This window comes from Ruegeria sp. ABF4_144, from assembly GCF_056160045.1.
Genome location: NZ_JBSWWK010000001.1, coordinates 3407627 through 3419301 on the forward strand (window position 1 = coordinate 3407627; position 11675 = coordinate 3419301).

At 58.8% G+C, this 11675-nt stretch carries 9 protein-coding genes; 4 read left to right on the forward strand and 5 right to left on the reverse strand.

The features are described 5' to 3' along the window. Positions 1–10: 10 nt before the first annotated feature. The 4 genes from ACXAGD_RS17040 to ACXAGD_RS17055 all read left to right on the forward strand — a co-directional run bounded on the left by ACXAGD_RS17040 (position 11) and on the right by ACXAGD_RS17055 (position 5330). Positions 11–1027 (forward strand): glycosyltransferase family 2 protein, encoded by a 1017-nt coding sequence (locus ACXAGD_RS17040; protein WP_475212086.1) that lies wholly within the window; start codon positions 11–13, stop codon positions 1025–1027. A gap of 167 nt (positions 1028–1194) precedes the next feature. Then, positions 1195–2181 (forward strand): glycosyltransferase family 2 protein, encoded by a 987-nt coding sequence (locus tag ACXAGD_RS17045; protein ID WP_475212628.1) that lies wholly within the window; start codon positions 1195–1197, stop codon positions 2179–2181. Next, positions 2178–3878: a DUF5927 domain-containing protein gene (locus ACXAGD_RS17050; RefSeq protein WP_475212087.1), complete on the forward strand. Its 1701-nt coding sequence runs from the start codon at positions 2178–2180 to the stop codon at positions 3876–3878. The genes ACXAGD_RS17045 and ACXAGD_RS17050 overlap by 4 nt, the downstream gene beginning before the upstream one ends. A gap of 6 nt (positions 3879–3884) precedes the next feature. Beyond that, complete coding sequence (locus tag ACXAGD_RS17055; protein WP_475212088.1) at positions 3885–5330, forward strand: nodulation protein NodH; 1446 nt, start codon at positions 3885–3887, stop codon at positions 5328–5330. On the opposite strand, the gene ACXAGD_RS17060 is transcribed toward ACXAGD_RS17055, so the two are convergent. From ACXAGD_RS17060 to ACXAGD_RS17080, 5 genes are read right to left on the reverse strand one after another with little or no spacing between them, the layout of a single operon-like run. Next, positions 5314–5832, reverse strand: a complete 519-nt coding sequence (locus ACXAGD_RS17060) for a L,D-transpeptidase family protein (RefSeq protein WP_475212089.1) — start codon at positions 5830–5832, stop codon at positions 5314–5316. The two genes, ACXAGD_RS17055 and ACXAGD_RS17060, sit on opposite strands and share 17 nt — an antisense overlap. A 56-nt stretch (positions 5833–5888) precedes the next feature. Further along, on the reverse strand, positions 5889–6674 hold the full coding sequence (locus tag ACXAGD_RS17065; protein WP_475212630.1) for an ion transporter: 786 nt from the start codon (positions 6672–6674) through the stop codon (positions 5889–5891). A gap of 20 nt (positions 6675–6694) precedes the next feature. Beyond that, positions 6695–7924, reverse strand: a complete 1230-nt coding sequence (locus tag ACXAGD_RS17070; protein WP_475212090.1) for a class I SAM-dependent RNA methyltransferase — start codon at positions 7922–7924, stop codon at positions 6695–6697. 48 nt (positions 7925–7972) lie between these two features. Continuing rightward, entirely contained in the window at positions 7973–9805 is a 1833-nt protein-coding gene (locus tag ACXAGD_RS17075; protein WP_475212091.1) for an ABC transporter ATP-binding protein, read from the reverse strand. After that, positions 9802–11640, reverse strand: a complete 1839-nt coding sequence (locus ACXAGD_RS17080; RefSeq protein ID WP_475212092.1) for an ABC transporter ATP-binding protein — start codon at positions 11638–11640, stop codon at positions 9802–9804. The genes ACXAGD_RS17075 and ACXAGD_RS17080 overlap by 4 nt, the downstream gene beginning before the upstream one ends. Positions 11641–11675 lie beyond the last annotated feature (35 nt).

Genomic DNA, 11675 nt, shown 5'->3' on the forward strand with positions numbered 1-11675 from the left:
CGCAACCGATATGCTTCCCCCCATCGGATGGGTGCAGAAATACCGGTTGCGGCTGAAACGTCGGCGGTTGCTGTGGCGGTCCTTTAGCAGCCGCCATCAACTGACCTACCTGAACGATCAAACCGGGCAAATCAGGCCCGGCGCGGTTCTGGCCTTCACCACGCTGCGCAATGAGATCACCCGCCTGCCCTGGTTCTTCCGCCACTACCGGGCGCTGGGAGTAGACCACTTCCTGATCGTGGATAACGACAGCGATGACGGCTCGGTCGAATTTCTACGCGATCAGCCGGATGTGTCGCTGTGGCAGACCGATGCCAGCTATCGCGCCGCGCGATACGGACTGGATTGGCTGACATGGCTGCAAATGCGCTATGGGCACGGCCACTGGACGTTGATGGTCGACGCGGATGAGCTGCTGATCTACCCCGAGCACGACAGCAAACCTCTGCAGGACCTGACCGCAGTTCTGGACCAGCAAGGTCGCACAGGTTTTGGCGCGCTGATGCTGGATCTTTATCCCAAAGGCCCGCTGGGCACGCAAAGCTATGACCCCGATACCAACCCGTCCGAGGTTCTGCGCTGGTTCGATCCCAGCCCCTATCGGGCACAGCGACAAAGCCCTCTGGGTAATCTGTGGGTTCAGGGTGGTGCGCGCGAACGCATGTTCTTTGCAGACCGGCCGCGCCATTCTCCGACGTTGAACAAGATCCCTCTGGTCCGGTGGTCGCGGCGTTATGCCTTTGTGAACTCATGCCATTCCGCCCTGCCCCGGCACTTGAACGCAGTTTATGACGGACCCGCTGGCGATATCCCCGCGGGCGTGTTGCTGCACACGAAATTCCTGCCCGAGGTGGTCGACAAGTCGAAAACCGAGAAAACGCGACGCCAGCATTTCCACGATCCCGACCAGTTTGCTTCTTACTATGACTCAGTCGCAAACGGTCCCGATTTATGGACGCCTCAGTCGGTCCGTTACGAGGGCTGGGAACAGTTGCAGCGCATAGGCCTTATGGGGAAAGTTTGCTGAAAAGCTGCACATGTGACTAACGACTTTTAAATCCGTTGCCTTGAAAGTTGTAACAGTGGCATAAAACGTCAATTGCCCGGCACCACTCTGGACCATCCAGCCCCCGGGCAAGCTTGCGTAACAAAAAAGGGCAGAGCGTACGCGTGAGCCTGTTGGATTCATACCGGATGAGATTGCGGCGCAAGCGTCGTCTTGCGCGTTGCGTGCTGAAACGGCGACAACTCAAACCGGTGTCCGACAGAACCGCCAATATCCGACGCAACGACGTGTTATTGATGAGCGTGCTGCGGAACGAGAAAATCCGCCTGCCCTATTTTATGGAATATTACCGCAAGCTGGGCATCACCCACTTTCTGTTTGTCGACAATGACAGCGATGACGGCTCGCGCGAGTATCTGGCCGGCCAGCCCGACGCCTCGGTCTGGCACGCGCGGGCCAGCTATAAACGGGCCTCGTTCGGGCTGGATTGGTCGAATTACTTGCTGCGCAAATACGCGCATGGGCATTGGGTTCTGACCGTCGATCCAGATGAATTCTTCATCTATCCGTTTTGCGACACCCGCCCGATCCGTGCCCTTACCGATTGGCTGGACGGCTGCGCGGTGCGCAGCTTCGGCACCATGCTGATCGACATGTACCCGCAGGGGCCGGTAGACGCTGAACCCTATCACGAGGGGCAGGACCCGTTTCAGATCGCCCGCTGGTTCGATTCCGGCAATTACATGATCACTAAGAACCCGGATTATGGAAACCTGTGGATACAAGGCGGCCCGCGCGCGCGGGTGTTTTTCCGCGACACCCCCTCTAAGGCGCCGGCGCTGAACAAAATCCCACTGGTCAAATGGGACCGCCGCTATGTCTATGCCAGTTCAACCCATTCTCTGCTGCCGCGCGGATTGAACCAGGTCTATGACGAATGGGGCGGCGAAAAGACCAGCGGCGCGTTGCTGCACGCCAAGCTGATTAGCACTCTGGGTGATAAAGCCGCCGAAGAGATGCTGCGCCGCCAGCACTTCCGCCGCTCGGGTGAATACCGCGCCTATGCCGAGAGGCTGGAGGAAAAGCCGGTATTCTGGTGCGAGCAGTCCGAGAAGCTCATCAATTGGCGACAACTAGAAATTCTGGGCCTGATGTCCAAGGGAAACTGGGCATGAGCCGCCTTGGCGTCATCATGCTGGTACACACGGCGCTGCACCGGGCCGAGCAGGTGGCGCGCCACTGGACAGCCGCGGGGTGCCCTGTGGTGATCCATGTGGACCGCAAAGTGCCTGCCCGGGTCTTTGCCGAATTCACCGCTGCATGTGCCGATGACCCACTGATCCGGTTTTCAGAACGCCATGTCTGTGAATGGGGCGGCTGGGGTATCGTTGCGGCCTCGCAATCCGCGGCCGAGCTGATGCTGGAAGCGTTTCCAGATGTGCATCATGTCTATCTGTCCTCGGGGGCGTGCCTGCCATTGCGACCGGTGGAAGAGCTGACCGACTATCTCGCGGACCGGCCTCGCGTCGATTTCATCGAAAGCGCCACCACCGCCGATGTCAGTTGGACGATCGGCGGGCTGGATCAGGAACGCTTCACCCTGCGGTTCCCGTTTTCCTGGCGCAAGAACCGAAAGCTGTTCGATGCCTATGTGAAACTGCAGCGCGCCATTGGCATTCGCCGCAAGATCCCCGATGGGTTGGTGCCGCATATGGGTAGCCAGTGGTGGTGCCTGACCCGGCAAACCCTGTCGGCCATTCTGCAGGACCCCAGGCGGCAGACTTATGATCGCTATTTCCGGAGGGTCTGGATACCGGATGAAAGCTATTTCCAGACGCTGTCGCGGCTGTATTCAACCCATATCGAAAGCCGATCCCTGACCCTTTCCAAATTCGACTACCAGGGACGACCGCATATTTTCTATGATGACCATCTGCAGTTGCTGCGCCGGTCCGACTGTTTCGTGGCGCGGAAAATCTGGCCGCATGCGGATCGGTTGTACCAGTCCTTCCTGACCGATCAGAGCAGCGCCATGCGCCCGGCTGAACCCAACCCGGGTAAAATCGACCGCGTGTTCTCCAAGGCGGTCGAGCGTCGGACCCGCGGGCGAGACGGTCTGTATATGCAAAGCCGCTTTCCCCGCCACGGCAGCGAGAATGGGCTGACCTCATTCCCCTATTCAGTGTTCCAGGGCTTTGCCGAGCTGTTCGAGGGGTTCGAGCCCTGGCTGGCGGAGACCACCGGCGCGCGCGTCCATGGACATTTGTTCGGCCCCGAGCGTGCCGAGTTTGCTGGCGGCGAAACGATCACCAATGGCGCGCTCAGCGATTGTGCAGTGCTTCGGGATTACAATCCGACCGCCTTTGTCTCGAACCTGATCTGGAACACACGGGGTGAGCGGCAGTGCTTTCAGTTCGGGCCTGGGGACACCCAGCAGATCAACTGGTTCCTTGCCCGGGACAGAAACGCGCAGATATCGGTCATCACCGGGGCCTGGGCGATCCCTCTGTTCAGGTCGAACAGGAACTTTGCCGATATCCGCAACGAGGCCGCCCGCCTGCAACAGATTGAAACCAAACAACTTGAGGTTCTGAACTCAGTCTGGACCAAGGCGCGAGTGCGCACGTGGTCATTGGCCGAGTTTGTAGAATCTCCGATGGAACCTTTGCAAACGGTGATCGATGAAATCGGCACCCCACGCGCCAGCCACCTGACTGAAGCCCCACTGATGGTGGATATTTCAGGGTTCGGAAAATTCCTGCAAAATCTCAAGAACCAGGGCATGCACCCCTATTTGATGGGCGATTTCCCCACCGATGACGTGTTTGGCGCGCGCGCCCGACCGTTCAAGAAACCTTATCTGGTGCAATAACCTGCGATGACAACCCAATTTGACTATTTCATCGTTCTTGCCGCGATGCGCACCGGGTCCAACCTGCTAGAGTTCAACCTGAACGCGCTGGACGGCGTCACCTGCCATGGTGAAGCGTTCAACCCGCATTTCATAGGCCGTCTCAAATCCGAAAACCTGCTGGGCGTAACGCTCGAGGAACGGGACGACGATCCAATGAAACTGGTGCGAGCAATCAAATCCGCGCCGGGTGAGCTCAATGGATTTCGGTTCTTTGAGGGGCACGATCCCCGAGTGTTAGAGCCCGCCTTGTCCGACCCCCGCTGTGCCAAAATCATCCTGACGCGCAACCCACTGGACAGCTATGTTTCGCTGAAAATTGCACGCGAGACCCAGCAGTGGCAGCTGAAAAACATCAAACGTCGCCGCGAGGCGCAGGTTGAGTTTGAGGCGCAGGAATTCGAAAAATACCTGAGCCAGCAGCAGGAGTTTCAACTTCTGGTGCTTAACGCGCTTCAAACCAGTGGGCAGACCGCGTTCTATATCGCCTATGACGACCTGACCAACCTAAACGTCCTGAACGGGTTGGCTGCGTGGATGGGAGTTTCGTCCCGATTGTCCGCCATTGACGATACGATCAAGCCGCAAAACCCCGAACCTGCCCTTTCCAAGGTGACAAACCCGGATGAGACGGAACAGGCACTGTCCGGGATCGACAGTTTCAACCTGCACCGCACCCCGAATTTCGAACCCCGACGTGGACCTGCTGTTGTCACCTACATAGCCGCGCCTGAAACGCCGCTAATGTACCTGCCGATCCGCGGCGGGATCGAGGGGCCCGTGACACAGTGGTTGGCCGATTTGGATGCGACCGATACCGGCAAGCTGGTTACAAACCAGAACCGAAAGCAGATGCGGCGCTGGCTTCAGGCCCATACCGGGCATCGTAAATTTACCGTACTGCGGCACCCTCTGGCACGGGCGCATTCGGCCTTTTGTTCCTATATCCTCAGCACTGAACCCGGTGCATATGTGAAAATCCGCAACATGCTGCGCAACCGGTTCAAGGTTCCGATCCCCGGTCAGCTGCGCAAAGACAACTATCCGCGCGACCAGCACCATGAGGCGTTTTCGGCTTTCCTTACCTTTCTGCGGCAAAACCTGGCCGGGCAGACCCCGGTGCGGGTGGACGGCGTGTGGTGCAGCCAGTCTCAGGTGCTTGAGGGGATGAGCTCTTTTGCGTTTCCCGACTTGATCCTGCGTGAGGATGAGATCGCCACTGCCCTGCCAGATCTGGCACGTCGGATAGGACATGACAGCCCGCCGACACCCAGCCTTACAACACCGGATGTTCCGTTCACACTGGCCGAAATTTACGACGATACACTTGAAGCGCTGGCGGCGGATGCCTACCAGCGCGATTATATGCAATTTGGATTCGGGGACTGGAAACCGCCTACGGGCGCAGCGTGATCAACGTGCCCTTGTTCACCATCGCATAGATCTCTTCGATCTCTTCATTCTTGACGGCGATGCAGCCCGCAGTCCAATCCGGCGTCTTTTTGGCGCGTTTCAATTCCGAGCGCTTCTTCGGCTGACCATGAATGAAAATATCGCCACCCGGATCAACACCGGCGGCTTTGGCCTGCGCGATGTCATTCGTGTTAGGATAGGAAATCCCCAGCGACAGGTGATAGCGGCTGTTGGGGTTGCGCCGGTCGATCAGATAGCTGCCCTCGGGCGTGCGGCCATCGCCGCGTTTGGTCTTGGTGCCCTGCGGCGCAAAGCCCAGATCAACCTTGTATTCCTTGAGAATGGTTTGATTGTGCAGAAGATACATCTTCCGCGCGCCCTTGTTGATGACCAAAGAGGTCACCTCGGGGCCATCATAGGTTAGAAATCGTGGGCTGGCTGAGGCACAGGCCGAAAGGCCCAGCGTTGCCATAGCGCCCAATCCAAATGCTCGACGATCCATGTTTCACTGCCTGCTCTTTTTTTTCAGCATTATGCCAGAATCTGAAAAAACTGAAATCACTTTTTGCTGTTTAACTGCTCGGTCAGACGACGTTCGATGCTTTCCAGCCGCTCTAGCACTTCGTCACGATAGGCGTCAGTTTTCACCTCATCCTCGGCGTGGTGGGCATCCTGCATCGAGTTCACGATCAGACCCACCAACAAGTTCACCACCGCGAATGTGGTAACCATGATAAAGGGCACAAAGAAAACCCAGGCGTAAGGGTAGACCTCCATCACCGGGCGCACGATACCCATCGACCAGCTTTCCAGTGTCATGATCTGGAACAATGTATAAGCTGACAGACCTAGATCACCGAACCATTCCGGGAACGAGCCCGAGAACAGCTTGGTCGAAATCACCGCGCCAATGTAGAACAGGATTGCCATCAGCAGGAATACGCTGGCCATACCCGGCAGGGCCGAGATGAAGCCTTCGACCACGCGGCGCAGGCGTGGTGCCACCGATATGACGCGCAGAACCCGCAGGATTCGCAGCGCCCGCAGTACCGACAGGCCACCGGCGCTGGGAATCAGGGCGATACCAACGACGATGAAGTCGAAGATATTCCAGCCGTTCGTAAAGAACCGCCGTCCAGTCGCCAGCAGTTTCATCGCGATCTCAGCCACGAAGATGGTCAGGCAGATACTGTCTAGCGTCACGATCAGGGGGCCGGCAGCCTCCATCAGAGTGGGTGATGTTTCCATGCCCAGCAGGATGGCGTTGAAAATGATGACCCCGGTGATGAACCGGCCAAAACTGGGATTTTCAATGATGCCCAAAAGGCGCTGATTGAACCCCATTGTGACTTTCTCCTGTGTGCTCATGATGCGGGCCCCAAGACAAAACGCGCGGCCAGTTCTGTGTGCGATGACCATCGAAATTGGTCCACCACCTGTACCCATTCAAGAGTGTAGCCTGCGTTAACCAGCGTTTTTGCGTCCCGCGCGAAGGTGACCGGGTTGCACGAGACATAAGCGATCACCGGGCGCCGCGCCTGCGCCAGTTCGGCCACCTGCGCCTCGGCCCCGGCGCGAGGCGGGTCTATCACCACGGCATCGAAGCTCTTCAACTCATCCGGCATCAGCGGACGGCGGAACAGATCGCGCGCCTCGGTCGTGACGCGTTTCAACCCTTGGGCCCGGCGCCAGCCCTGATCCAGCGCGTCGGTCATCGCGGCCTCACCTTCAACCGCATGAACTTCGGCGTTTTCGGCAAGAGGCAATGAGAAAGTGCCGCAGCCCGCAAACAGGTCTACAATGCGCTTTGCGCCTTGCGTGGTCTGCAAAACTGCCCGTAACAGAGCCTGTTCTCCGTCTTTCGTCGCTTGCAGAAACGCGCCGGGCGGTGGCACAACCCCCGCCAAGCCGAAGCGCTGCACCGGAGGCTGGCGCATGGCGATCACCTCACCATCCCAGCTGAGCCGAGCCAGCCCGTGTTTCTCGGTCGCCTGCGCCAGCGCCAGTTCCAGTGGCCCGTCTAGTGGTTTTCCACCTTTGACCGCCACGTCCAGTCCACCTTCTGACAGCGTCAGCGTCACCGCCAGCACGCCCTTGCGGCTGCCACCCAGAACCGCCAGCGCTTCGGCCACGGGAATGGCCGCGACCAAGCCCGGGTCCAGCAGATGACAATCCGGTATTTCGGTGATCGTGTCCGAGGCACGGCCGTGAAACCCGGCCAACGTGCCCTTTTTCGTCCGCCGCACAGCGATTGTCGCCCGGCGGCGCGAGCGTTCAGGCGAGGTGTGAATTGGCCGCATCGGGGCATCGAGCCCCTGCGCGGCCAGCGCGTTGCGCACCACCGTGACCTTCCAATCGGCCACGAAGTCATCTGCAGCATGCTGCAACTGACACCCGCCGCAGGCCTTGTAGTGGCGGCACGGCGCCTTGACCCGCTGATCCGAAGGTGTTTCAACCCGTATATCCTGCAGAAACTGGCCCAGCAGAGTACCGCTGACCACCTCACCCGGCAGGGTGCGTGGTGCGTAAACGGGGCCTTCGGCGATGCCATCGCCTTGATGGCCCAGGCGGGTTATGGTGAACTGCTGCGTCATAGGGCGCCTGATACCGGGGCTTTGCGCGCAACAAAACCCCTCAGAGCGTTATTCCGCCGCTTCGGCCTGAATGAACCCGCCGGATTGACGATGCCAAAACCGAGCGTAGAGCCCACCCTGCTCTAACAGCGCAGCATGGGTGCCGGTTTCAACGATGCGCCCCTCATCCAACACGATGATCCGGTCCATCTCGCTAAGCGTGGACAGGCGGTGTGCGATCGCCAGCACGGTTTTGCCCTGCATCACCCGATGCAAAGCTGTCTGAATCGAAGCTTCTACTTCGGAGTCCAGCGCTGAAGTTGCCTCATCCAGAACCAAAATCGGCGCATCTTTCAGGATAGCACGTGCAAGAGCAATTCGCTGCCGCTGTCCGCCGCTCAGTTTCACGCCACGTTCGCCTAGATGCGCGTCATAGCCCGTGCGACCATGGGCGTCCTGCAAGCTGAGGATAAAATCATGCGCCTCGGCCTTTTTGGCGGCGGCAATCATCTCGTCCTCGGACGCATCAGGGCGGCCGTACAGGATATTCTCACGCGCTGAGCGGTTGAACATCGCGGTCTCCTGCGTAACCATGCCAATCTGCCCGCGCAAACTGTCCTGCGTCACCCGGCCGACATCCTGCCCATCGATGCGAATTTCGCCTTTTTCCCCGTCATAGAGCCTGAGAAGCAACGACACCAAGGTCGATTTTCCCGCCCCCGAGGCCCCGACAATGCCCAGTTTTTCACCCGGATGCACGGTCATGGTCACGTCGGACACACCGCCCACATCGCGGCCATAAGCAAAGCTGACATGGTCGAAATCAATCTGGCCTGTCGTCACTTTCAGCGCGGTGGCGTCCCCTGCATCCTCAACCCGGTCGCGCTTGGCCAGCGTCTTCATACCGTTTTCGATTTCACCCACATTGGCGTAAAGCCCCATCAGCGTGAAACTGACCCAGCCGGTCATCTGCGATACCCGGATCGAGATCGCACCCGCCGCCACGATATCCCCCGCCGTTGCGACCCCGTTGCGCCACAGCATCAACGTCGCGCCGATCAACAGAACCGGCAGAATCCCGGCCAGTACCATCAGGATAAAGCGGAAGCTTGCAGAGAGCTTACCGAAAGCCAGCATCTTTTCCCGCAGATCAACCATCGAGTTCCGCGCGGCTTGATCCTCGAACGCGGAATGGGCGAAGAGTTTGACGGTTTTGATGTTGGTGATCGTATCGACCACTTGCCCCGACACCATCGCTCGCGCACCTGCCCGCGCCGAAGACCGAACACGGATGCGTGGCAGATACCAGCGGATCAGCAGGAAATAGACCACCAGCCAACTGGCAAAAGGCAGGATCACCAGTGGATGAATAGACCCTAACAAAAGCAAAGAACCCGCAAGCGACGCGAGGGCAAAGACAATCGCGCTGATCGTTTCGGACACAACCGAGGCCATCGCGTTCGAAGTCTGCATCTGTTTTTGCGCGATCCGACCCGCAAAATCATCATCGAAATAGGTGACCGACTGGCCCAGCGTCCAGCGGTTCAGCTTGGCCAGAACCAACGGCGGAATGTTGGGCATGACCACGTAGTTGTTAGAAAATGCTGAAAACCCGAAAAAAATCGGGCGCAACAGCATGAAGAAGGCCGCGACGCCGAGGATCGTCCACAAGCTATTGCCGGTCAGGATGCCTTCCGGCCCGCTCTCGGTTGCCAGATCGATCACCAGACCCAGCATCCAGGCAGTACCAGCCTCCATCGCGCCCGCAGTGGCTGAGAAAAAAGCCGCGACAAAGATCATCGGCCACGCGCCCGACAGGCACCAGCGAATAAACGCCCCCAAGGTTTGCGGCGGGGGCGTTTCAGTGTTTTTGAAAGGATCGATCAGGTCGGCAACCTTCATTCCGCGGCCTCCGGGTTCAGGAAGCCCCCAGATTGCCGCGTCCAGAACTGGGCGTAAAGCCCGCCATGGGCCAACAACTCGGAATGCCCGCCCTGCTCCACGATACGACCGCCATCCATGACCAGAATGCGGTCCATCTGAGCGATGGTGCTCAGCCGGTGGGCAATGGCGATTACGGTTTTACCTTGCATCATACCGTAGAGGGTCTCCTGGATCGAAGCTTCGACTTCGGAATCTAGGGCAGATGTCGCCTCATCCAACAGCAGGATCGGCGCATCCTTCAGGATCACCCGCGCCAGCGTCACTCGCTGCCGTTGGCCGCCGGACAGTTTCACGCCCCGTTCGCCCACATGAGCGTCATAGCCGGTGCGCCCCTGCGGGTCCTGTAGATCCAAAATGAACTCATGCGCCTCGGCCTGTTTAGCGGCGGCGATCATCTGCTCCTCGGTTGCCTCGGGGCGACCATAGAGGATGTTGTCGCGTACCGAACGGTGCAGCAAGGCACTGTCCTGCTGCACCATACCAATTTTGCTGCGCAGACTGTCCTGCGTGACGTTTGCAATGTTCTGGTCGTCGATCAGGATCGCACCCTGTTCCACGTCGTAAAACCGCAAAAGTAGCTTAACTAGGGTCGATTTTCCCGCACCAGACCGCCCGATCAGACCGATTTTCTCGCCCGGATGAATGGTAAGGTTGATGTGATCCAAGCCACCGGTCTTGCGCCCGTAATGGTGCGACAGATCGCAGATGTCGATCTGGCCTTTGGTCAGGTTCAACGGCTTGGCTGCGGGCTGATCCAACAGGTCGATAGGCTGGGCAATCGTCTCCATCCCCTCGGCCACAACTCCAAGCTGGCGGAAAAAGCTGGTCAGCGCCCACATGATCCACCCGGTCATCGCGTTCAGCCGCAGCGTGAGCGCGGTCGCCGCCGCGACCACACCGACTGTGGCACTGCCTTGCATCCACAGGGCAATGGCCCAGCCGACAACGCCGACAATCAGCAAACCGTTCAGCGTGACCAGAACCGCATCCATGATGGTAAAGATGCGCATCTCAACCTGGAAAGTTCGGCGGGTTTCCTCGATGGCTTCGCGGGCATAGTCCAGCTCTTGCTCATTATGCGCGAACATTTTGACTGAATGGATGTTGGTGTAGCTGTCTACAACCCGACCCGTGACGGCGGAGCGCGCGTCCGAAGCCGCCTGCGATGCCGGGCCGACCCGGGCCACCGTCCAGCGTACCAACAAACCGTAAAGCACCAACCAGATTAGCAGCGGCAACAACAGACGCGGGTCAGCGGCCATCAACAGGATCGCCGCTCCGATCAGGTATGCGATCGAAAAGGAAATAGCGTCAAACACCTGAAAAACCGCTTCACCCGCGGCGGGCGGCGTTTGCATGATCCGGTTGGCAATGCGACCGGCAAAGTCATTCTCAAACCACCCCACCGACTGTCGCAGCACATGCTTATGCGCCCGCCAGCGGATCAGAGTGCCAAAGTTCGGCAAGATCGTGTTGTTCAGCAGCAGCACATCGACCACATGCAGCATCGGGCGCAGCAGCAGCACGAACACCGCCATCAGGATCAATTCGGTGCCATGGGCTTTCCAGACCTCGGCGGGCGAGCCGGACAACAGATCAACAACGCGACCCATGTAGTAGATCAGGCCGACTTCAACCGCAGCTACGATGACCGAGATCAGCGCGGCCCAGAAGAACACCCGCATGAACGGCTGGGAATAGTCCAGCATGAAGGGCCACAGCCGTGTGGGCGGCGTGTCGGTTTCTTCATAGGCAACAAAAGGGTCAACGAGGTTTTCGAAATAGCGAAACATGGAGGGTGCTCCGATTGAGCAGGAAATTTTCAGGA

Excerpts from the sequence above, each read along its gene's own strand:
- ACXAGD_RS17040 (WP_475212086.1), top strand. The coding sequence starts at position 11 with ATGCTTCCCCCCATCGGATGGGTGCAGAAATACCGGTTGCGGCTGAAA.
- ACXAGD_RS17045 (WP_475212628.1), top strand. The coding sequence starts at position 1,195 with ATGAGATTGCGGCGCAAGCGTCGTCTTGCGCGTTGCGTGCTGAAACGG.
- ACXAGD_RS17050 (WP_475212087.1), top strand. The coding sequence starts at position 2,178 with ATGAGCCGCCTTGGCGTCATCATGCTGGTACACACGGCGCTGCACCGG.
- ACXAGD_RS17055 (WP_475212088.1), top strand. The coding sequence starts at position 3,885 with ATGACAACCCAATTTGACTATTTCATCGTTCTTGCCGCGATGCGCACC.
- ACXAGD_RS17060 (WP_475212089.1), bottom strand. The coding sequence starts at position 5,832 with ATGGATCGTCGAGCATTTGGATTGGGCGCTATGGCAACGCTGGGCCTT.
- ACXAGD_RS17065 (WP_475212630.1), bottom strand. The coding sequence starts at position 6,674 with ATGGGGTTCAATCAGCGCCTTTTGGGCATCATTGAAAATCCCAGTTTT.
- ACXAGD_RS17070 (WP_475212090.1), bottom strand. The coding sequence starts at position 7,924 with ATGACGCAGCAGTTCACCATAACCCGCCTGGGCCATCAAGGCGATGGC.
- ACXAGD_RS17075 (WP_475212091.1), bottom strand. The coding sequence starts at position 9,805 with ATGAAGGTTGCCGACCTGATCGATCCTTTCAAAAACACTGAAACGCCC.
- ACXAGD_RS17080 (WP_475212092.1), bottom strand. The coding sequence starts at position 11,640 with ATGTTTCGCTATTTCGAAAACCTCGTTGACCCTTTTGTTGCCTATGAA.